The following is a 22,466-nucleotide window of genomic DNA, read 5'->3' as shown; positions in this document are numbered from 1 at the left end:
GCAGCAGCCGCAGCAGCCGCAGCAGTTCCCGCCACCGCAACCACCACGGCAGCGGCCGCCCGCGCCGGTCCGGCACGAGCCCGCCGAGCCGGATCGCCCCCGGACCAGGGAGTGGTCGGCCGTCGCTACCGCGGAGCCGCCGAAGGACGAGGAATCGACGCAGAGTTCGAGTTCCCGCCTGCTCAGTGATTCGGGATCGATCGCGTTCGCGACGCTGATCAGCCGCATCACCGGGTTCGGCAAGCAGCTGCTGCTGCTGACCGTGCTCGGCCCTGCCATCGCCAGCGCGTTCACCGTCGCCAGCCAGATCCCGAACATGATCGCGGAGTTGGTGCTCGGCGCGGTCCTCACCGCCATCGTGGTGCCGACGCTGGTGCGCGCGGAACAGGAGGACCCCGATCGCGGGGCCGCTTTCGTCCGGCGCTTGGTGACCGCGGCTTTCGTAGTCCTGGCCACCGCCGCCCTGCTGGCTACGGCGGCGGCGCCGGTGCTGACCACGCACGTCTTCCTGTCCGACGACGGCCAGGTCAACACCGCCCTCACAACGGCGCTGGCCTTCCTCCTGCTGCCCGCGATCCTGTTCTACGGCATGTCGGCACTGCTCACGGCGATCTTGAACACCAGGCAGATGTTCAAGCCCGGTGCGTGGGCGCCCGTGCTGAACAATCTGGTCGTGCTGGCCGTACTCGGCCTGTACGTGTTGATGCCAGGGGAGATCACTCTGGATCCGGTCCAGATGAGCGATCCCAAGCTGCTCGTGCTCGGCGTCGGCGTGCTGAGCGGCGTCGTGGTGCAGGCGGTCAGCTTGATTCCGGCGATCCGCAGGGCTGGCATCGACCTGCGTCCGCTCTGGGGGATCGACGACCGGCTCAAGCAGTTCGGCGGCATGGGCGCCGCCATCGTCCTGTACGTCCTGATCAGCCAGGCGGGCTTCGTTTTCGCCACGCGGATCTCCTCGCATGCCGACGCGGCCGGCCCGGCGATCTACAACAACGCATGGCTGTTGCTGCAACTGCCCTACGGCGTGCTCGGTGTCACGGTGCTCACGGCGATCATGCCGCGGCTGAGCCGCAACGCCGCGGCCGACGACACGCCCGCGGTGGTGGACGATCTCTCCGCAGCAACCCGGCTGACCATGATCGCCCTGGTTCCGGTGGTCACCTTCCTCACGCTGGCCGGCCCGCAGGTCGGTCAGGCGCTGTACGGCTACGGCAACTTCGGCTCCGACGCCGAGCGCCTCGGCCTCGCGGTCAGCTGGTCGGCGTTCGCACTGATCCCGTATTCCCTCGTGCTCATCCACCTGCGCGTGTTCTACGCCAGAGAACAGGCCTGGATTCCGACCTGGATCATTCTCGGCATCACCGCCGCGAAGATCGTCTTCTCGGCGCTGGCCCCGATGGTCACCGACGCCGAGCACGTGGTGATCGCGCTCGGCGTCGCGAACGGCCTCGGCTTCGCGGTCGGCGCCGTGGTCGGCGGCTTCCTGCTGCACCGCAGCCTGGGCGATCTCCGGATGAGCAACGTCGGCCGCACGGTGACACGGGTGGTGCTGGCGTCACTGGCCGGCGGCGCGGTGACGTGGATTGTGGACCGGGTACTCGGGCTGGACCGGCTGACCGCGACCTTCGACGGTCCCGGCTCGCTGATCCGGGTGGCGATCACCGCGGTCGTCATGTTCGCGGTGGCCTTCGGCCTGATGCGGCTCGCAGGGATCCCGGAGATCGTCGCCATCACGGTGGCCATCTCGCGGCGCCTCGGCTGGACCCCGCCCGCACCGGAGCTCGATCTGGAAAGCCCGGTCGAAGATCCCTACGTCACGCAGGTGCTCCGTAGGCCGGACCCGTATCTTGCCTACCCGCGCTTCGACCCGTACATGGATGCTCAGACCATGGTGCTGCCCGTGATCAGACCGGAAGCTGTTGACCGCACCGGCGTGGGTGAGTTCCCGTACCCTGTTCGGCAGAGAAGCACAAGTGGCGAATTCGCCGGAACCTCGACATATCAGGGCGAAGGAGGACCGAGGGTGAGCGACGACGCGGTGGGCGGCGTCCCAGCCGCCGATTCTTCTGCGACCACGGCCGGCGGACTGTCCACCGATGTACCGCCGACCGCGGGGGAGCCGATGGATCCCGCGTACGCGAACAAGGAGCCGGGCTCGGCTGCGCCGGATCCGGGCGCGGCGAGACCGCAGGAGAATCAGCTGCCGCCGCGCGATCCGATGTACGACACCGGGATGATCCCCATCGGTTCGCCGGAGATGCCACCGATGGGTGGGGAGAACCTCGGCGTTCGGCGCATTCCGCGCGGTCCGAAGCTGATCCCGGGCGCGTCGGTGGCCGGTGGCCGCTACCGGCTGCTGGCGAGCCACGGCGGTGCGCGCGGCCTGAAGTTCTGGCAGGCGCTGGACATCAAGCTGGACCGCGAGGTCGCGTTGACCTTCGTCGATGCCGACCAGAAGGCGACCGACAACTCCGGCCACGACGGCCCGCAGGCGATCCTGTCCCGCACGCTGCGTCTCGGCCGGATCAATTCGCCCGGCCTCGCCCGTGTTCTGGACGTGGTGCGTGGCAGCTCCGGCGGCATTGTGGTCGCGGAGTGGACGCCGGGCCGCTCCCTGCGCGAGATGGCCGAGACGGTGCCCTCGCCGATCGGTGCGGCGCGCGCCATCCGTGCGCTCGCGTCGGCGGCCGAGTTGGCCCACCGCGGCGGTGGGTCGCTGTCCATCGATCATCCGGACCGGGTCCGCATCAGCGCGTCCGGTGACGCGGTACTCGCCTTCCCTGGCACGCTGTCCGATTCGGACGCGCAGTCCGACGTGCGCGGGCTCGGCGCGATGCTCTATGCGCTGATCACCGCTCGCTGGCCGATCCGCTCCGGCGGCGTCACCGGCGCCGCCGCCACGGTCGGCGGCTTGCGGCTGGCCGACTTCGGACCGGACGGCACCCCCATCGAGCCGCGACAGATCCGTCCCGAAGTGCCGTTCGAAATCTCCGCGGTCGCCGTGCGCTCACTGGAGTCGAACAAGGGCGTTCGCACCGCCGCCACGGTCCAACATGTGCTCGAGCAGGCGTCGGTGGTCGACCAGAAGACCGATTTCATCCCGGTACTCCGACTCGGTCAGCGCGCGCCCGCGAACATCGACGACTCGCTCGCCGATCCGGAACTGCTCGCGGCGGAACGGGAACGCTCGCAGCGCATGATGTGGATCATGGTCGGGCTCGGCATCCTCGCCGCGCTCGTGGTCGGCATCGTCATCTGGTGGATGGTCAGTGTGTTCGCACCTGGCGCCTCGGAGGCACCGCTGAACGAACAACGCAATATCGGGCTGACCACCAACAGCCAGCCTGCGCCGACTCCCGCGGCGGCCGGCCCCAACCTCACATCGACCGGCGTGCCGGTCCCCGTCACCGGTGTGACGGTGTTCTCTCCGGAGGGCACCCCCGACGGCGTCGCCAACGTCCAAGCGGTGCTGGACAACGACCCGGACACCCAGTGGCGCACAGATCAGTACTTCCAGCAGTTCCCGGCGCTCAAGAAGGGTGTCGGGCTGCTTGCGACGCTGCCCACGCCCGCCAAGCTCACGAACGTCTCGATCAATTCACCCAGCGCGGGCACGTCGGTGGAGATTCGCACGTCGCCCACCGGCTCGCCGACCCTCGATCAGACACAGCTGATCGGTACCGCCCGGCTGGATGACGGCGTCACCGACATCCCGGTGCGGGCCGACCAAGCCGCCCGCTATGTGCTCGTCTGGATCACCGGACTGGGGAACTCCGGCGGTCAGTTCCAAAGCGCGATCGCCGACATTCGTTTCGACGCAGCGCCTTAGCCCCGCATCCACGCGGACTTCCGCGGCACGTGCTCGCTGATGCGGCCATCCGCACGCGCACGCTGGAAACCTCACGCGTTCCACGATTTCCGCCGATCCTCTCGGTTGCTGCCAAATCGTGCCGGGCGATATGATCTTCGAGCGCTCTCAGCAGGGGAGCTTCCCGGGTTCTGGTGCTTTCGATCCCGGATGCTGCGAAATTCTCGGCGATGGTCAACCATGTCCGTTGCCGCCGTGAGCGCTGTCCAAGGGGTTGGCATTGTCGTCCGAATTGAACGAGGGGTTTGGCAGGGGGACGCCGCGTCCGGTGGCGTACCGCGAGCGCTCGTTCATCCCCGACGAGTACACCGATGTCGAACTGCTGCGGGCGCACGTCCGTGGCCAGCGGCACGCGTTCGCCGAGCTGCTGCGCAGGCATAACGATCATCTCTGGCAGACCGCGTTGCGCACCTCGTACACCCGCGAGGACGCGGCGGATTCGCTGCAGGACGCGTTGTTGTCGGCGCATCGCACCGCCGGGTCGTTCCGCGGTGAGGCCGAGGTCCGCAGCTGGTTGCACGCGATCGTGGTGAACGCGTGCCTGGATCGGATCCGGCGCAACAAGACCAGGCGCGCGTTCTCGTTCACAGCGGAGACCTTGCCCGAACCGAAGGACGATCGTGATGCGATGGCCGAGCTGGAGATGTCGATGGTGATCGATCGGGCCCTGTTCTCGCTGCCGCCGGAGCAGCGCACCGCGTTGGTGGCGGTGGACGTGGAGGGGTATAGCGTGGCTGAGGCGGCCGCGTTGCTGGGTGTGGCGGAGGGGACGATCAAGAGCCGTTGTGCCCGGGCTCGGCAGCGGTTGCAGCAGCGGTTGGAATTTCTGCGTGATCCGGGGAACCGGAGGTAGCCGGGATGCGTCATTAACAGTGACGAACCGCGAAGCGATGTAGGGGCAGCCCCCATCGGCGAGGGGATTGCCGCGATGGCAGAGGCGAACGACGGAGGTGTGATGGCGACCGGGGTGCCGCGGCCTGCATTCACGGCCGAGTTGCTCGCTGACCTGCACGCCGACAACGTGGCGCCGAAGCAGCGTGAGCAGTTGTTGCCCGCGGTCGCGCGCGACCCACAGGCGCTGCGCTACCTGCGGTCACTCGACGAGGTCAGCGCCGAGCTCTGTGCCCTGGGCCGGGACGAGCGCATCATCCACACCATGCCCGCCGACGTCGCCGCCCGGCTCACCCAGTTCGTCGACGAGTTGGACTCGCCCGAGGGCCCGACTGCGCGGGACGCCGAGATCCATTCGCTACGGTCTGTGCGGACAGATGAATCCGACGGGGAACCAACGGTTTCGGAATCCACACAACCGATGGCGCCGGCCGAGCACCGCCGCGGCCTGGTGCGCTGGTTGGCCGCGGCAGCCGCGGCGATCCTCGCCGTCGCCGGTGTGGGCGGCGTCGTCTCGACCCTGCGCGGCGGTGACGGCACTGCACCATCCACCGCTCAACCCAGCGCTGGAAACAACGACGTCGGCGAAGAACTCACAGCCGCCGTCGCACTCACCGCCCTCGGCCGCCACACCGTCACCGGCTCCCTCGCCAACCCGGCCGCCCTGGACCGCTGCGTCCGAGCCAACGGACTCGATCGAACCGTCCTCGGCTCCACCGACATCACTTTCCGGGGTCACAACGCGGTCCTCATCCTGCTCAGCGGTCTGCGTCCACCCACCATCACCGCCCTGGTCGTCGGGACCGGCTGCGGGACAGGCGATCCGCAACGCAGGGCAGTGCAGGACATCGGCTGACACAGCGAAATCGGGCACACGTACGGTGTGACCCGGACAACACGGGAACAACAGCCATTACCCTGTTGTTGACCGACACGTCCCTGTCGTCGACCGACACGTCCACTGAAACTCCCCGGAAGGGCCCCATGAGCGTTCGCGACCTGATCATCATCGGCTCCGGACCTGCCGGCTATACGGCCGCTGTGTACGCGGGCCGGGCCGAGCTCGAGCCGCTGCTGTTCGAGGGGACCCAGTTCGGCGGTGCGCTGATGACCACCACCGAGGTGGAGAACTTCCCCGGCTTCCGCGACGGCATCATGGGCCCGGATCTCATGGAGGAGATGCGCGAGCAGGCCAAGCGGTTCGGCGCGGAAATCCGCACCGAGGACGTCGACGCGCTGGACCTCACCGGTCCGATCAAGAAGGTCACCGTCGGCGAGGAGGTCTACGAGGCCTACGCTGTGATCCTCGCCATGGGTTCGGCCGCGCGGTATCTGAACGTCCCGGGTGAACAGCGGTTACTCGGACGCGGTGTCAGCGCCTGCGCCACCTGCGACGGCTTCTTCTTCAAGGGCCAGGACATCGTCGTGGTCGGCGGCGGCGACTCGGCGATGGAGGAGGCCACCTTCCTGACCAAGTTCGCCTCCAGCGTCACCATCGTGCACCGCCGCGAGGAGTTCCGCGCCTCCCGCATCATGCTGGAGCGTGCGAAGGCGAACGAAAAGATCAAGTTCGTGCTCAACGCCGAGGTGATCGAGGTGCACGGTGAGAACAGCGTCACCCACCTGACGCTGCGCGACACCCGCACCGGCGAGACCTCCGAACTGCAAGCTACCGGCCTGTTCGTCGCGATCGGCCACGACCCGCGCAGCGAGCTGATCAAGGGCCAGGTCGCGCTGGACGACGAGGGATACGTGCTGGTGCAGGACCCCACCACCGCCACCGACATCACGGGCGTCTTCGCCGCGGGCGATCTCGTCGATCACACCTACCGCCAGGCGATCACCGCCGCGGGCACCGGCTGCCGAGCGGCCATCGACGCCGAACGCTGGCTGGCCGAGCAGGGCGATATCACCGCGAACACCCTCGAGCACGCGGGCGAGTCGGTCACCGTCCCCGCCAACTGATCTTCCGTCTCGCCGTAATTTCAAGGAGAAATTCATGTCCAAGTCCGCCAACACGGTCACCGTCACCGACGCGTCCTTCGCCGACGACGTGCTGCTCAGTGAGAAGCCCGTCCTCGTCGATTTCTGGGCCGACTGGTGCGGGCCGTGCAAAATGGTCGCCCCCGTCCTGGAGGAGATCGCCGGCACACACGCGGACGCGCTGACCATCGCGAAGCTGGACGTGGACGCCAACCCGAACACCGCCCGCGATTATCAGATCCTCTCGCTGCCCACTATGATGCTGTTCCGCGGCGGTAAGCCGGTCAAGCAGATCGTCGGAGCGAAGGGCAAAGCGGCTCTTTTGCGCGAACTCGAAGACGTCATCTGACGACGCGAAACGATAACGCGCCGTAGGATGCCTGGACCCGGGAATGTCGCAACCCGGTCCGGGTCTGAGACAATCGACCGACGCTTCGGTCGTGCGAAGGTGTATCCCAACGCATGAGTGGGTACCCGCGGGTTGACGGAAGGAAAGGGCTCTCACGCATGCACCGACTTCGTCACGGCGATTCCGGTCCAGCCGTAGCAGAGGTTCGGAGCACCCTGGCAAGTCTCGGGTTCCTACATGCGCACGTCGGTACCTCGGACGCGCGCGAGTACTGGAAGGACGCCGACGTCTCCTTCGATCATCATCTCGACTCCGCGGTCCGTGCCTTCCAGCAGTACCGCGGGCTGCTTGTCGACGGTGTGGTCGGACCGGCGACCTATCGGGCGCTGAAGGAGGCGTCTTACCGGCTCGGCGCGCGCACGTTGATCTACCAGCTGTCGGCACCGCTCTACGGCGACGACGTGGCCACGCTCCAGCGCAGGCTGCAGGACCTCGGTTTCTACGTGCACCGCGTCGACGGCTATTTCGGGCCGCACACGCATGACGCGCTGACGGCCTTCCAGCGTGAGATCGGGTTGTCAGCGGACGGGATCTGCGGTCCCGACACACTTCGCTCGCTGGATCTGCTCGGCGCGAGGGTAACCGGAGGCAACCCGCATCGCATCGCCGAGGAAGAAGTGGTGCACCGGGCGGGCCCGCAGCTGACCGGCAAACGGATCGTCATCGATCCGGGTCTCGGCGGTCCGGACAAGGGCTGCGCGGTGCCCACCGAGTACGGCGATGTCTACGAGTCGGAGATCCTGTGGGACCTGGCGAGTCGCCTGGAGGGCCGGATGGCCGCCACCGGCATGGAGACCTTCCTGTCGCGTCCGTGGGGGGCCAACCCTACCGACGCCCAGCGCGCCGATACCTCCAACGCCTTCGACGCCGATCTGATGATCTCGCTGCGCTGCGCCACCAACCCGAGTCCGCTCGCGAACGGCGTCGCCGGGTTCTACTTCGGCAACTCGCACGGCTCGGTGTCGATGATCGGCCAGGTGCTCGCCGGTTTCATCCAGCGGGAAGTCGTCGCGCGAACGTCGTTGCAGGACTGCCGGACCCATGCACGAACCTGGGATCTCTTGCGTCTCACCAAAATGCCGACCGTACAGGTCGACATCGGTTATCTGACAAACGAATACGATGCCTCGGTACTCACCAACCCGCGCATGCGGGACGTGATCGCCGAAGCGATCCTGATCTCGGTGAAGCGGCTGTACCTGCTCGGTCAGGACGATCAGCCCACCGGCACTTACACTTTCGCCGAATTGCTGGCCGAGGAACTTGCCGCGGCGGACCGGATGTAGCCCGCTCGCCCTGAAACCAGAAGCGCCCCCTGTTCTTTCGGACCGACAGGGGGCGCTTCGATTTTCCGGCTCAGCGCGCCCCGATGCGGGTCGGTACGGTCATCGAAGCCGCCGCGAGCAGCTGGTCCAGCGCCCGTTCGACGTCTTCCTTCCAGCCGTGATCCGAGTCCAGCTCCAACCGCAACCGAGGAAACCGGTGGTGCGGGGCGACGACCTCGAAACCGACTTCCTCCAGGAAGTCGGCCTCGATCATGCAGGTCTCCGGCGAGCATTCGGTGGTCGCACCAGACGCTCTCCCACCGTTGATCGGTGCGACGATCCGCTCCATCAGCGTCATCGAGCCGAAGCGCTCCGCCAGCGCCTGCGTGGACGGATCGGTGCGAATGCCGAACGCCTCCAGCGCGCGCACGCCGCGGCGCACCAGATCCGATACCACCGCCTGAATCAATTGATGGGCGATATCGGCATCGTGATACGGAAATTCGGCCCGCAGCGTGGTCAGCAGGATCGCGTCCGGGCTCACCGGAGACGTGGGGAACAGGCTGGCCCGCGGTACCGCGCTCGGCGGGGCGTACAGAGCGCAGCCGGCGATGTTGCCGTCGACGTTCGCCACCTGTCCGCAGGAACCCCACTCCAGCATGACTGTGGACAGCCAGGCCTCCTTCTCGAAGACCGGATCGCTGAAATTGCGCGAGTCCTCGGCCACCGCGGGATCGATCTCCCAGAAAACACAGCGCCGCGCATGCGCGGGAAGCTTTTCCAGTCCGCCGAGGGTAAGTGCTGTGACGCTGGTCGACACCGCTCTGCTCAGCCTCCAGCTGTCCGATTCATCCACGCTCACGCCTCCACCTCGGTGGCGCTCGCCTCCGGCGTGCGCGTTGCACGCTGTGACATGGCTCGCTCGCTGCGCTCACTCACGTCGCATCAATATTTGCTCGCCAGCAAGAATAAGCGATCAAAGGGAACCCGCCTCATTCCATGTCGCTGTGCTGTTGGTCAGAAGAACCTGTGCCGCTCTGCCGCGGAGCAGCACAAGCTCCGAAGCCGCGCGGAGCCATGCCGTCACAGTGACGTTTCGGCCGGATGCCCGCACCCATGGAAATCACAAGTTAAATTTCGTCACTTCTGTCACTGAGTAGCGATCGCCCCGTCATCAGGTGTGTTCTGCTCCATCAGGGCGACGATCCGCTCGAGGTCTTCGATCGACCCGAACTCGACGACGATCTTGCCTTTGCGCTTGCCCAGACTCACGGTGACCCGGGTGTCGAACGAGCCGGACAGCCGATCGGCCACGTCCTGCAGACCCGGCATGTGGATCGGCTTCCGCCGGGCAACCGGGGAAGGCGCCGCGGCGTCCGGATCTCGGTTCGCCAGCGTGACGGCTTCTTCGGTAGCCCGGACCGAGAGCCCCTCGGCAACGATCCGGGCGGCGAGCACCTCTTGGGCGTCCGCACCCGCTTCGAGACCGAGCAGTGCTCGCGCGTGTCCGGCGGACAGTACGCCTGCCGCGACCCGGCGCTGCACCGGGATCGGCAACTTCAGTAGACGGATCATATTCGTCACGACAGGGCGGGAGCGGCCGATTCGGGCGGCCAATTCCTCGTGGGTGACGTCGAACTCCTCCAGCAGCTGCTGATAGGCCGCAGCCTCTTCGAGCGGATTCAGCTGTACCCGGTGGATGTTCTCCAAGAGCGCGTCACGCAGCATTGCCCCGTCCGCTGTTTCGCGGACGATCGCGGGAATGGCGGCCAGGCCGGCCTCCTGGCATGCCCGCCAACGTCGCTCGCCCATGACGAGCTGATAGCGGTCCACGCCTGGCTCCGGTCGGCGCACCACGATCGGTTGCATCAGGCCGAACTCGCGGATCGAATGCACCAACTCGGCCAGCGCGTCTTCTTCGAAGACGGTGCGCGGCTGCTTCGGGTTCCGCTCGATCTGATCCGGCGGGATCTCCCGGTAGATCGCGCCGCCGACCGCAAGATCTGCAGTGTCGTCGGTGGGGTCGGGGACCCGGTGCAGGTAGGTCGCGGTCGGCTGCGGCCCGACCGGATCGAGACCGATGACGCTCGCAGCGGAGCCGTTGACCCCCGGCGTGCCCGCCGGTGCCGTGGGGATCAGCGCGGCGAGACCGCGCCCGAGTCCACCCTTCTTCGCCTGACTCATCGGTCTACCGACCCCTTCCTCGTTCTGCCACCAACCGGACTTCGCCCGAGCATCGACTCGGCCGGCCGAGTCACTCCGCCGACTTCGTCGCGGCAGCGCGCGGCGCCATCGCGCGTGCTGCCATCTCGCGTCCGGCATCCAGGTAGCTCATCGCACCCCGGGAGCCTGGATCATAATCGAGCACCGTCATGCCGTAGCCCGGTGCCTCCGACACCTTCACACTGCGCGGAATCACCGAGCGCAGTACGACATCGCCGAAGTGACCCCGGACCTCCTCGGCGACCTGGTCGGCCAGCTTCGTGCGGCCGTCGTACATGGTGAGAATCACGGTCGAGACATGCAGTTCCGGATTCAGATGCGCCTGCACCAGCCCGATATTACGGAGTAGCTGCCCGACACCTTCCAGCGCGTAGTACTCGCACTGAATAGGGATCAGCACCTCCTTCGCGGCGACCAGCGCGTTGACCGTGAGCAGGCCCAGGGAAGGCGGGCAGTCGATCATCACATAATCGATGTCGTACCCCGCGATATTCGCCTCCTGGATGGCGGATTTCAGCCGACCTTCCCTGGCCACCATCGAGACAAGTTCGATCTCAGCGCCCGCCAGGTCGATGGTCGCCGGGACACAGAGCAAACGTTCACTGTGCGGACTGGTTTGGATAGCGTCCTTGACCGACACCTCGCCGATCAGCAATTCGTAGGTGGACGGGACGCCGGAATGATGCTCGATCCCCAGGGCGGTACTGGCATTGCCCTGCGGATCCAGATCGATCACGAGAACGGTCATCCCCTGATGCGCCAGGGCCGCCGCGAGATTCACCGCGGTAGTCGTCTTACCGACGCCGCCTTTCTGATTGGCGATCGTGATGATGCGTTGCTCATGCGGTTTCGGCACAGTCGCCTTTCCTGGATGGAGGACTTGACTTGCGCGTTGGGCTTCGGCGGCGATCGGGGTCTCGCTCGGCGAGATGTGCCCGAACGGTGTGCTTCCGAACGCCTCCGCATCAAAGTTGCTGGAGTCCAGCATCCCCGGCACGCGCGACGTCGTTTCCCGTGAAACATTCGCCGGACCGCTCGACATAGACAGCTCCTAACCCGAGAAACTTCAGAACACGTGCGCGCGACGCACAGGTCGACGTCGTGTTGCAACAGCCTTTTGTCGGATCGAACACGATGCACAACCGGGTTCGCGGCGCCCGATCGACCGAGCGGAGCTCTCGCCGCTGTGACAACCAGATCCTCCGTGGCACCTACGCTCACGCCCGACGCACACTAGCTTGCCAGCACTCAGCGCGATAGGAAAGCTGAATCGCGGCGAGGCGCAGAGCGACACGCAAATCTGCACGGTTTCACGCCGCCGCGCCCGTTGTTTCACATGAAACATCGCCCCGCGTCCAACCTTTCCCGAGTAGGTAGCGAGCGCAGGCACATCGTCACGGACCGCGCCGCTCAGCGCATCGCTCGCGCGTGCCACGATCGAAGTCGGTTCAGGTCGGTCGGTTCCGACCCAGCGGGTTCTCGCGAAGCCATGTTTCACGTGAATCATCCGGAGCTCGTGAGCCACGCGAACCCGGCCACGGCGCGAGAATCCTTGGCGCTACAGCTGTCTACGCGCGACACACGACTCCGTCACTATCGGCGGTTGATTCGAGCCCATCGGCGAAGTACCGATCCGATCTAACCCGTCCGCCTTCGCCTCCCGCACCAATCTCGATGACACCGACACCGGCCAGATCCCCGGACGTGTGCTGCCGCCGTCATCCGCGAATCGACTTGGATTCACGTGAAACATTGCCAGGCCCCAACCTATTGAATTCGTGAACCGACACATCGGCGAGAACGACTACGAAGGAGGTGGTCGCCTGAACGGGGCGCCGCACTTCGGAAATCCGTCTCCACTCACTCAGGGAAGCAGCCGATTGACAGTAATCAGCTCAGTTCCGTCAGAGTGACGAAATAGCCCAGCCCCTGGGATTCGAATCCTCAAACCCGCGATCGAGCGCGCTGGATCGCGGGGCTTAAGGTGTGGGACCGACCGCACGCGGCCAGCTCTCGCGACGACGAGCTCTTACTCGGCTTTTCGAGCCGCACGCTTGGCACGGCCACGCTCCACTGCACCGCCACGAACCGCCTTAGCGCCCGCACGTTCGGCCCGTCGCCGGGATGTGCGCTCGGCGCGGGGGAGCCGTTCGGCGCTGATCACCATCGTCGGAGTGGACACCAATCCGGCACCGCACGCAAGCACGACCGCATTGCCAGCACCGGCCCGTGTCAACGCTTCGCCGTCACGTTCGAGTTCCTCCGCCGCGCTGGCTCCCTTCAGCGCGAGCATGTGCCCGTGGTCGCGGAGGAGGGGAAGCGACCACTGGGCCAGTTTGCCGAGCGGAGCAACCGCGCGGGACGTGACGACGTCCGCGCCTCCGGCTTCCTTCATCACGCCCGACTGTTCCGCACGCCCCCGGACCACGGTCACGTCCAATCCGACCGATTCGATGAACTCGCTCAGGAAGATGGTGCGGCGCAGTAGCGGTTCGACCAACGTGATCCGGAGGTCCGGCCGCGCGATCGCCAGCGGAATCCCCGGGAGTCCGGCACCGCTGCCGATGTCGACTACGGACGCGCCCTCGGCGATCAACTCACCAAGCACTGCACAGTTCAGGATGTGGCGATCCCAGAGCCGGGGCACCTCGCGCGGACCGATCAACCCGCGCTCCACGCCCACGGTCGCGAGCGCCGCGCAATATCGCTGCGCGAGATCGAGTCGGTCGCCGAAGACGGTCGCCGCCGACGCAGGTGGTTCCAGCTCCGCGGGTACCGCGGTGGATCCACCGAGATCTCGTTCCACGTGAAACATCCTTCCGAACTCGAGTCGGTCAACGAGCGAGCAGTCGGGCGCCGGACACGAATAAGGCCCCCGGTCCGAAGACCAGAGGCCCTATCCAACCACTACCCGTCCGGCCGCGGAACACGCGGCCGCCTCGCCTCAGGCCGGAACGACCACTACATGGCGGTTCGGCTCGACACCTTCGCTTTCGCTGCTGACACCCTCCACTGCGGCCACGGCGTCATGCACGATCTTGCGCTCGAACGGTGTCATGGGTGCCAGCGATTCCGGCGCACCCGACTCCAGCACCCGCTGCGCGGCGGCCGTACCGAGCTCGCTCAGCTCCGACCTCCGCTTGGCCCGCCAACCGGCCACGTCGAGCATCAGCCGGCTCCGCACACCCGTCGCCTGCTGAACAGCAAGGCGGGTCAATTCCTGCAAGGCGTCGAGCACTTCACCGTTGCGTCCGACGAGCTTCGTCAGATCGCGGCCGCCGTCGATGCTCACGACGGCGCGGTCGCCTTCCACGTCGAGATCGATGTCACCGTCGAAGTCGAGGACGTCGAGCAACTGTTCGAGATAATCGCCGGCGATCTCGCCTTCCTCGATGAGAGCTTCCTCGGCGTCGTTCTCGACCTCGCCGGCATCGGACCCGGCGTTCACCATCGTCGTCGCCACTGTGGCGTCCCCTCCGTCGGTCTCAACAGTCATTTGATTTCCTTCATCTGCTCATCGCGCGCGCCGGGCAATCGCCGCCGGGCGGTATTCGCGATCAAGGGGTTGCTCAGTGATAGAGATGGACCCATGGCCCACCGATTGCGGGATCAGCGCCTACGCTTCTGGTTCGGCCTGCCCCGGTTCGGTGACCGCTTCTGGCCGCCCGTCCGGCGCTGGCTCGGGGTCTGCTTCGCCGGTTTGGCGGCGCCGTTCGTCGACGCGGCCGCGGCGGGCTCGTCCGTCCCAGCGGCGTCAGCGGATGGCGTCGGCTTCTTCTTCACGCTGACCGGTTTGGCGCCCGGCTTCGGTGCGTTCTGCGCGCGCTGTTCCAGCTTCGCCTGCTTCTTGGCTTCCTCTTCCTTCTCCATGCGGCCGAAGACGAGGTGCTGCTGCCCGTAGGTCCAGATGTTGTTGGAGACCCAGTACAGCAGGATGGCGATCGGCAGGAAAGGACCACCGACGAGCACGCCGAGCGGGAACACCCACAGCGCCAGCTTGTTCATCATCGCCGCCTGCGGGTTGGCCGCGGCTTCCGGCGTCTGCCGCGCGACCGAGGCGCGCGCGTTGAAGTGGGTCGCGAGACCGGCGATGACCATCAAGGGGATCGCGACGAGCGCGATGCTCAAACGGCTCGGCACGCCGCCGTAGTCGGCGAATGCCTGCAACTCGTTGACCGGCGTGGTGATGAACGCCGAGATCGGCGCACCGAAGATGCGGGCGCTCAGGAACGACTGGACGTCGGTGGCGCTGAAGACGTAGTTCGCGGTGTTCGCGTTCTGCTCGGGCGTCAGGCCGAGTTGGCCGAAGCCGTGCCCGGTCCGGTTGAACGACCGCAGCACGTGGAACAACCCGAGGAAGACCGGCACCTGAGCGAGGACCGGCAGACAGCCCATCAGCGGGTTGAAGCCGTTGTCCTTCTGCAGCTTCTGCATCTCGAGCGCCATCTTCTGGCGGTCGTTCTTGTACTTCTTCTGCAGCTCCTTGATCTGGGGCTGCAGCTCCTGCATCTGCTTGGTGGTGCGCACCTGTTTGACGAACGGCTTGTAGAGCACCAAGCGCAAGGTGAACACCAGGAACACCACGGCCAGTGCCCAGGTGAGACCGTTGTCCGCGCCGAACGCGAACCCGAAGACCCGATGCCAGAACCAGAGGATCCAGGACACCGGGTAATAAATGAAGTCGAGCACGGCTCTATGCACTCCCGTCGTTCGTGTCGCCGATCACCGCGTGCGGTGATCCTTTACAAGCGTTCGGCTGCGACCGCGGCTCGGCAGGCACGCTCGATTCCTGCGACGCCACGTCGGCAGCTACCTCGTCCCCGGAGCCGGCACGAAGGGGGCTCCGCTTCCGCTCCGGGACGGGGTCCCACCCACCAGGGTGCCAGGGTGCGCATTTGGCCAAACGCACGACCGTCAGTACGAGCCCGGTGAACAGGCCACGGGTGCGCAGAGCGGTTACCGCATACTCGCTGCAGGTCGGGGTGAACCGGCACACCGGCATGCGGGTGGGGGAGACGTAGGTCCGATACAGCTCGATCAGAAAGATCAGCGCGTTCACGGGCAGTTTGGTGATCATTGCGGGCATCCTCATGCCGGACCGCCCGTCCGCGCTCCTGCCGCGGTGCCGGCGCCGAGCTTGCGCAGGGCGCCGCGCAGCTGGCGGAGCAGGTCTTCCGAGGACGCCGCGGCGGCACCGGGAAGTACCCGGATCACGATGTCGGTTCCCGGCGCGACCTCGGCGAGCACCTGGGCGCACATATGACGCAGGCGGCGGGCAACGCGATGTCGAATCACCGCGTTGCCCACCGCCTTGCTGACAATCAACCCGAAGCGCGGTCCACCCACGCGGACCAGCTTGTCGTCCGGGATCTGATCGTGCCGTTCATTCACGCCCACGACTCCGTCATACTCGCCTAGGAGCGCGTGCACGACCAGATCTCGCCTCCCGATTCGCTGGCCGCGGCGCACCGTCCGGGAGAAGTCGGCACGATGATGCAACCGATACGACTCAGGCAACACCCGAGCGTCCGAGAGCGAGGATCAGGCAGTAAGGGAAGCGCGGCCCTTGCGGCGACGCGCCGAGACGATGGCACGACCCGCACGGGTGCGCATCCGGAGGCGGAAGCCGTGCACCCGCGCCCGACGACGGTTGTTCGGCTGGAACGTCCGCTTGCCCTTGGCCACGGTCAACACTCCTCGAGTAGGCGGGCACCAGGTAGCGCCCGAAGCTTGTCGGTGATACGTGTAGTGCGCGAATGAATCGCAGGTCTGGTCATCATCGGCGCGCGTCGGTCCTGGCGCACAGTCGGTCGATCACGACCTAAACGCGGTCAGCACAAGACCGCCACCGCACCAAGGGGTGACTGTACGAGGGTACTGATCGGTTCGGGGCGGGTCAAACTCGCCCCACACCTACAGCCCGTGCCCCGCGACCAGGCAGAATCGGTCGCGACGAGTCAGACGCCCTGGCAATGACGGTGAGTTCGTCCACACCCCTAGCCCGCGACACGCTTCGGCCACTAGGGTACGTAGCCAGGTGATTGCTGCAGAACCGCAGGTCGCAGCGTTGTCAGCCTCGCGCGTGCGCGCGCTGCTCAGTTCCCCAAGGTTCTCCACATCTGTGGATAATTGTGTGGAAAGACCCCTGGAGTGGCATATTCGTAGGGCCGACGGTGCCACGCCGCTGCCCGGATGGGGGACCTGGACAGCGTCCGAACCGGTTACGGATGTACGCAGGATCACGGTGCCGACCTCAGCACGGTCGCACCTCATTCTCCCCGCGTACCCCGGCCGTCTGCTCCTATCGACCTACTTCCGGGGAGGAAACTGCATGGACGACGAGCAGAACGTGTTGGCCACGGTGTGGCCCGAGGTTGTCACCGAGCTGACCACCGGCTCACCGGATGGCGCCATCCCGCCGGTGACCAGAGCGCAGCAGGCCTGGCTGAAGCTGGTCAAACCGCTGACGGTCGCACAGGGGTTCGCCCTGCTCTCGGTGCCCTCGTCGCTGGCCCAGGAAGCCATCGAACGCGATCTGCGCGAGCCGATCCTCCGCTCGCTTGCCCGTCGGCTCGGTCCGCAAGTGGAAGGGCTCGGCGTCCGCATCGCGGCGCCGACCAGCCCGGCGGTCGACCGGCAGAGCAACACACCCCGGCATGCCCGGATGACGAGCAGGCCAGAGCGAACCCGGGACGTCGGGCGCGGTCCAGCCACATATCCGGGTTCCGACTTCCCAAGCCGGGACGCATACCCCGCGCCCCGCTACGCACAGTCCGCCGACTACGCGCCTGCGTCGCCTTACGACGATGACTCCGACTTCTCCCGACCCGAATACGGACAGGAATTCGCGCCAGGGGAGGACTACCGCCAGCCGGAGTACGCCCACGCCGATTACCCAACGCGCGGCGACTACTCCACCATGGCCGAACTGCCCGGGGTGTCCACGCCGGACGCCGCGCCGCGACGCGAGACCGGACTTCCGCCACGCCGCGAGTCGGCCATCCCGCCCGGCCAGGAGTCGCTGTTCAATCCCGAACCGGGACCAGCCCCGATGCGCGGCCCGATCCGTGCCCCGATGCGCGAAGCCGCCGAGACCGATACGGGGCTGGTACACGATCCGGTGCGCGAGCCGGTCGGTGACAACCCGCGCGGCGATCATGACGACGAGCCGGTGGTGAATGTCCGCAACTCCTGGCCGACCTACTTCACCAAGTCGCAGGAGTCGTCCGCTCCGTCGCCCTCCTCGGCCAGCCTGAACGCGAAGTACACCTTCGAGACCTTCGTCATCGGCGCGTCCAACCGTTTCGCACACGCCGCCGCCGTGGCCATCGCCGAGGCCCCTGCGCGCGCGTACAACCCGCTATTCGTCTGGGGTGCTTCGGGATTGGGCAAGACACACTTGCTGCACGCGGCGGGCCATTACGCGCAGCGCCTCTTTCCAGGCATGCGGGTCAAGTACGTCTCGACCGAGGAATTCACCAACGACTTCATCAACAGCTTGCGCGACGACCGGAAGGTGGCGTTCAAGCGTCGCTATCGCGAGACCGACATCCTGCTGGTCGACGACATCCAGTTCATCGAGGGCAAGGAAGGCATCCAGGAGGAGTTCTTCCACACCTTCAACACCCTGCACAACGCGAACAAGCAGATCGTCGTCTCCTCGGACCGCCCACCGAAGCAACTGGCCACCCTGGAGGAGCGGCTGCGCACACGGTTCGAGTGGGGATTGATCACCGACGTGCAGCCGCCGGAACTGGAGACGCGGATCGCGATCCTGCGCAAGAAGGCGCGGATGGATCGGCTCGATGTGCCGCACGACGTGCTGGAGCTGATCGCCAGCCGGGTCGAGCGCAATATCCGTGAGCTGGAGGGGGCGCTCATCCGGGTGACCGCGTTCGCCTCGTTGAACGGGCAGCCGCTGGATTTGCCGCTGGCCGAGGTGGTGCTGCGCGATCTCATGCCGGACACCGCGGCGCTGGAGATCAACGCGGCGACCATCATGGCCGTCACCGCGGAGTACTTCAACACGACCCTGGAAGAACTCACCGGTCCCGGCAAAGCTCGGCCGCTCGCCCAGGCCAGGCAGATCGCCATGTATCTGTGCCGCGAGCTGACCGATCTGTCGTTGCCGAAGATCGGCCAGGCGTTCGGTCGCGACCACACCACGGTGATGTACGCGGAGAAGAAGGTGCGCAAGGAGATGACCGAGCGGCGCCGCGTCTACGACCAGGTCCAAGAACTCACAGCCCGGATCAAGCAGCGCTCGCGCTGACATCCATACACAGCTGAGCACCGCCCCTGACCTGGGGCGGTGCTTTTTGTGGGTTGTGGATTCCTCGAGGAATCCCTGTGGAGTCCTCGAGGAATCCACCAGGTTGTCCACCGATTCACACACAGGCGAGGGCCGACGTCCCCGACTGTCGGCTCACAGGCCGAATTCAACAGTTTCCACAGCGGCGGTTGTGCACAACCGGTGACCAGCATCGTGTCCGGATCAGGCCTTGTGGAATCCTCGAGGAGTTCGTGTGGAGTCCTCGAGGATTCCTCGAGTTGTCCACGGTTTCGTGCACACGTGTGAACAACTGGGTGAATCCGGTGGAACAACTCGAGGAGCGCTCGAGGATGAATCTGGAACAACCGGTGAACCTCCACAGACGCCTCGTGTTCATCCTCGAGACACCCCGCGGTCATCCCCACGGCACCACGCCCGCTGACCAGTGGATTCGACCGCAGTCCACAGAATCCACAGCACCTACTACTACTTCAGTTCTTCTCATTAGAGATCTCTCTTCAAAACAGGGTGTGTGGAAAGTCGGTCGAGCGACGCGGCTTCGGTGTCACGACGTTTCCGGCATGGAGAACAGAGCCGGTCGATGTCCGTGCACCCGGTCCGGTCGGCTCATCACGATCCGGCCGATGCACGAGCGACGGATCCGACCCCGGACGACTCGATTGCTTCTGCTCGACCCACACCGGGGTGCCCACCCGGCACCGACCACGCGTACTGCCGGAGGGTCGGGCTAGGTGCTCGTCTCGCACGCGGGTACGGTTTGATGTCGGTCGCCTGTGCCAGACTGCGAAGGCGGCCGATTCGGCAGGACCCTTTCGAGAACCGACACTGACGAGCCGACAACAGATCACGGAACCGGGAGAGGACAGATCGGGCGATGGAGCTTGCAAGCATGAAGTTTCGGGTCGCCCGCGAGGATTTCGCCGACTCCGTCGCCTGGGTGGCGCGCAGTCTTCCGTCCCGGCCTCCGGTTCCGGTGCTCGGCGGTGTGCTGCTGGTTGCCGACGAGAATGGGCTGACCGTCTCCGGATTCGATTACGAAGTGTCTGCGCAGGTGCGCGTAGCGGCAGAGGTCGCGGGTCCGGGCCAAGTGCTCGTCTCCGGTCGACTGCTGGCCGACATCACCAAGGCGTTGTCCAACAAGCCGGTCGATGTCTCGGTGGACGGTACCCGGGTGCTGATCACCTGTGGCAGCGCCAAGTTCTCCCTGCCCACCATGCCGGTCGAGGACTATCCCCAACTGCCCGAGGTGCCGCAGCAGACCGGTGAATTGAGTGTCGAGGTCTTCGCCGAGGCCGTTGGTCAAGTCGCCGTCGCCGCCGGGCGCGACGACACCCTGCCCATGCTCACCGGAATCCGGGTGGAGATCGAAGGCTCGCAGGTCGTCCTCGCGGCGACCGACCGGTTCCGCCTTGCCGTCCGGCACATCGAATGGCAGCCCGCGCGCCCCGACATCGAGACTTCGGTGCTCATCCCGGCCAGGACGCTGTCGGAGGCCGCCAAGACGCTGGGCCCGTCCGACGCCCCGGTCCAGTTGTCGCTGGGCTCTGGCGCGGGATCCGACGGCCTGCTCGGCATCGTGAACGCGGGCCGCCGCACCACCACCCGTCTGCTCGACGCGGAATTCCCCAAGTTCCGCCAGTTGCTCCCCAGGGAACACACCTCGATCGCCACTTTGGCAGTCGCCGCGCTGACCGACGCCATCAAGCGCGTCGCGCTGGTCGCCGAGCGCGGTGCCCAGGTGCGGTTGGAGTTCTCCACCGACGGTCTGCTGCTGTCGGCGGGCGGCGACGACGCCGGACGGGCCGAGGAATGGTTGGAGGCCGACTTCCGCGGCGAGTCGCTGACCATCGCGTTCAACCCCGGCTATCTCATCGACGGCTTGTCCGCACTGCACGCCGACCGGGTCACCTTCGGCTTCACCACGCCCAGCAGGCCCGCCGTGCTACTGCCCGCTGCGGAGGAGGAGCCCGAGGTGCTCGACTCCGGAACGTTCGCGGCGCTGTCCAGCCCGTACATCTATCTGCTGATGCCGGTCCGGTTGCCGGGCTGATGGCCGGTGCATGATCGGGTACCGTGCGGATCCGCGCCCAGTGATCCGGTGCAGGTGAGCGACCTTTCCGCTGGGAGACCGTCGGCGACGTCGGAAAACCGGGTCACGCGGCTGGTGTCCGCACACTCTATCCACAGGTGTTCCACAGGGCTGTGGCAGGTGACAGGAGGATCGTCGGCCGTGCCGGCGTCGGACCGATCTGTGGGAACAACCGCTTCTGCGCAGGCAGGGGCGCGATAGCGAATGTTCATCCGGGCACTGTCACTGCGTGACTTCCGCTCGTGGGAGCACGTGGAACTCGAATTATCCCCAGGCCGCACGGTTTTCTTGGGATCGAACGGCAATGGCAAGACCAACCTGCTGGAGGCGATCGGCTACCTGGCCACGCTCGGCTCGCACCGCGTCGCCACGGAGGCGCCGTTGATCAGGATCGGCACCGAGCGTGCCCGGATCGGTGCCACTGTGGTCAACGCGGGCCGCGAGTTGCGCATCGATGTCGAACTGAACCAGGGCAGCGCCAACCGGGCGCAGATCAACCGGTCACCGGTCCGCCGGACCCGGGAAATCCTCGGCATCCTGCAGACGGTGCTGTTCGCACCGGAGGACCTGGCGCTGGTGCGGGGCGATCCCGGCGAGCGCCGGCGCTTCATGGACGAGTTGTGCACAGCACGCCTGCCCAGACTGGCCGCGGTGCGCAGCGATTACGACCGGGTACTGCGCCAGCGATCGGCGCTGCTGAAAACCGCTGGGCGCCAGGCCAGGTCGAGGGCAGACCTGAGCACCCTGGACGTATGGGACGGCCACTTGGCCGCGCACGCCTCGGTACTGCTCGCCCACCGGCTGCGCTTGGTGCACGACTTGGCTCCGCACGTCGCGCAGTCCTACGCCTCGATCGCTCCGGAGTCGCGGCCTGCTTCGATCGCCTATCGCAGCGCCGTGCTGCCGCCGGAATTCCTGGATCCAGCCCGATCGCCGCGTGCGGAGGACACCGAGGAGGTCGAGGCGATCCTGCTGCGCGAGCTCGCCGCGGCACGGCCGAAGGAACTCGAGCGCGGGGTATGCCTGGTCGGTCCGCATCGCGACGAGCTGGAGCTGATGCTCGGGGACTCGCCAGCGAAGGGGTTCGCCAGCCATGGCGAGTCGTGGTCGTTCGCGCTGGCCTTGCGCTTGGGGGCGTTCGATCTGTTGCGCGCCACCGGCGCCGAACCGGTGTTGCTGCTCGATGACGTCTTCGCCGAACTCGACCGCCGTCGCCGCGCCGCGCTCGCCGCGGTCGCCGCGGGGGCCGAGCAGGTGCTGATCACGGCAGCCGTACCAGAGGACGTACCCGGCGAACTCGCGGCCGTGCCCCTGTGTGTCGAGACGACCGGAAGCGCCGATGGGCGGGTCTCGCGCCTCGTCGCCGAAGAGACGGCCTGCGGTGGGAGCCACGGTTCCGGCGGCGAGCGGTGAATTCCGTGGACCCGGAAGCGCAGACGCGATCC

At 66.5% G+C, this 22,466-nt stretch carries 18 protein-coding genes; 9 read left to right on the top strand and 9 right to left on the bottom strand.

The window, feature by feature from the left end:
• The 6 genes from NA4_RS13715 to NA4_RS13690 all read left to right on the top strand — a co-directional run.
• Nucleotides 1–3,829 (top strand): murein biosynthesis integral membrane protein MurJ (locus NA4_RS13715; RefSeq protein WP_245671339.1); only part of this gene is annotated, 3,829 nt, incomplete at its 5' end.
• Nucleotides 3,830–4,136: 307 nt separating this feature from the next.
• Entirely contained in the window at nucleotides 4,137–4,721 is a 585-nt protein-coding gene (gene sigM / locus NA4_RS13710; RefSeq protein ID WP_067469640.1) for an RNA polymerase sigma factor SigM, read from the top strand.
• A gap of 75 nt (nucleotides 4,722–4,796) precedes the next feature.
• The gene (locus NA4_RS13705) at nucleotides 4,797–5,615 is read left to right on the top strand and encodes an RsmA family anti-sigma factor (RefSeq protein ID WP_067469637.1); all 819 of its coding nucleotides are present in this window, start codon (nucleotides 4,797–4,799) and stop codon (nucleotides 5,613–5,615) included.
• 128 nt (nucleotides 5,616–5,743) lie between these two features.
• Nucleotides 5,744–6,724, top strand: coding sequence for a thioredoxin-disulfide reductase (trxB, locus tag NA4_RS13700; RefSeq protein ID WP_067469634.1), 981 nt, complete (start codon nucleotides 5,744–5,746; stop codon nucleotides 6,722–6,724).
• Between the two features lie 34 nt (nucleotides 6,725–6,758).
• Complete coding sequence (trxA, locus tag NA4_RS13695) at nucleotides 6,759–7,091, top strand: thioredoxin (RefSeq protein ID WP_067469627.1); 333 nt, start codon at nucleotides 6,759–6,761, stop codon at nucleotides 7,089–7,091.
• Between the two features lie 158 nt (nucleotides 7,092–7,249).
• Nucleotides 7,250–8,437 (top strand): N-acetylmuramoyl-L-alanine amidase, encoded by a 1,188-nt coding sequence (locus NA4_RS13690; protein ID WP_067469624.1) that lies wholly within the window; start codon nucleotides 7,250–7,252, stop codon nucleotides 8,435–8,437.
• 70 nt (nucleotides 8,438–8,507) lie between these two features.
• Here the strand turns inward: NA4_RS13690 and NA4_RS13685 are convergent, their stop codons facing one another.
• From NA4_RS13685 to rpmH, 9 genes are all read right to left on the bottom strand, one after another.
• The gene (locus NA4_RS13685; protein ID WP_067469621.1) at nucleotides 8,508–9,236 is read right to left on the bottom strand and encodes a hypothetical protein; all 729 of its coding nucleotides are present in this window, start codon (nucleotides 9,234–9,236) and stop codon (nucleotides 8,508–8,510) included.
• A gap of 329 nt (nucleotides 9,237–9,565) precedes the next feature.
• Nucleotides 9,566–10,600 (bottom strand): ParB/RepB/Spo0J family partition protein, encoded by a 1,035-nt coding sequence (locus NA4_RS13680; RefSeq protein WP_067469618.1) that lies wholly within the window; start codon nucleotides 10,598–10,600, stop codon nucleotides 9,566–9,568.
• Between the two features lie 70 nt (nucleotides 10,601–10,670).
• A complete protein-coding gene (locus NA4_RS13675; protein ID WP_245671340.1) occupies nucleotides 10,671–11,627 on the bottom strand; it encodes a ParA family protein in 957 nt (318 codons plus the stop codon).
• Nucleotides 11,628–12,668: 1,041 nt separating this feature from the next.
• Nucleotides 12,669–13,454: a 16S rRNA (guanine(527)-N(7))-methyltransferase RsmG gene (gene rsmG / locus NA4_RS13670; RefSeq protein WP_084497061.1), complete on the bottom strand. Its 786-nt coding sequence runs from the start codon at nucleotides 13,452–13,454 to the stop codon at nucleotides 12,669–12,671.
• A gap of 129 nt (nucleotides 13,455–13,583) precedes the next feature.
• Nucleotides 13,584–14,090: a Jag family protein gene (locus NA4_RS13665; RefSeq protein WP_067469609.1), complete on the bottom strand. Its 507-nt coding sequence runs from the start codon at nucleotides 14,088–14,090 to the stop codon at nucleotides 13,584–13,586.
• Nucleotides 14,091–14,248: 158 nt separating this feature from the next.
• Nucleotides 14,249–15,328: a membrane protein insertase YidC gene (gene yidC, locus NA4_RS13660; protein WP_067469606.1), complete on the bottom strand. Its 1,080-nt coding sequence runs from the start codon at nucleotides 15,326–15,328 to the stop codon at nucleotides 14,249–14,251.
• A 4-nt stretch (nucleotides 15,329–15,332) separates the two neighbouring features.
• Nucleotides 15,333–15,731 carry a membrane protein insertion efficiency factor YidD gene (yidD, locus tag NA4_RS13655; protein WP_067469603.1) on the bottom strand — a complete coding sequence of 133 codons (399 nt, stop codon included), beginning with the start codon at nucleotides 15,729–15,731 and terminating at the stop codon, nucleotides 15,333–15,335.
• Nucleotides 15,728–16,159 carry a ribonuclease P protein component gene (rnpA, locus tag NA4_RS13650; RefSeq protein WP_067469600.1) on the bottom strand — a complete coding sequence of 144 codons (432 nt, stop codon included), beginning with the start codon at nucleotides 16,157–16,159 and terminating at the stop codon, nucleotides 15,728–15,730. Before rnpA ends, yidD begins: the two co-directional genes overlap by 4 nt.
• A gap of 21 nt (nucleotides 16,160–16,180) precedes the next feature.
• Nucleotides 16,181–16,324 carry a 50S ribosomal protein L34 gene (rpmH, locus tag NA4_RS39080; RefSeq protein ID WP_006550910.1) on the bottom strand — a complete coding sequence of 48 codons (144 nt, stop codon included), beginning with the start codon at nucleotides 16,322–16,324 and terminating at the stop codon, nucleotides 16,181–16,183.
• A 646-nt stretch (nucleotides 16,325–16,970) separates the two neighbouring features.
• Between rpmH and dnaA the strand changes: the two genes are divergently transcribed.
• The 3 genes from dnaA (at nucleotide 16,971) to recF (ending at nucleotide 22,434) form a co-directional block, all read left to right on the top strand.
• Nucleotides 16,971–18,911, top strand: a complete 1,941-nt coding sequence (dnaA, locus tag NA4_RS13645; protein WP_067469597.1) for a chromosomal replication initiator protein DnaA — start codon at nucleotides 16,971–16,973, stop codon at nucleotides 18,909–18,911.
• 895 nt (nucleotides 18,912–19,806) lie between these two features.
• Entirely contained in the window at nucleotides 19,807–20,982 is a 1,176-nt protein-coding gene (dnaN, locus tag NA4_RS13640) for a DNA polymerase III subunit beta (RefSeq protein ID WP_067469594.1), read from the top strand.
• Between the two features lie 243 nt (nucleotides 20,983–21,225).
• A complete protein-coding gene (recF, locus tag NA4_RS13635; RefSeq protein WP_067469591.1) occupies nucleotides 21,226–22,434 on the top strand; it encodes a DNA replication/repair protein RecF in 1,209 nt (402 codons plus the stop codon).
• Nucleotides 22,435–22,466 lie beyond the last annotated feature (32 nt).

Source organism: Nocardia amamiensis NBRC 102102, from assembly GCF_001612745.1.
GTDB lineage: Bacteria > Actinomycetota > Actinomycetes > Mycobacteriales > Mycobacteriaceae > Nocardia > Nocardia amamiensis.
This window is presented reverse-complemented; position numbering and strand designations above follow the sequence as displayed.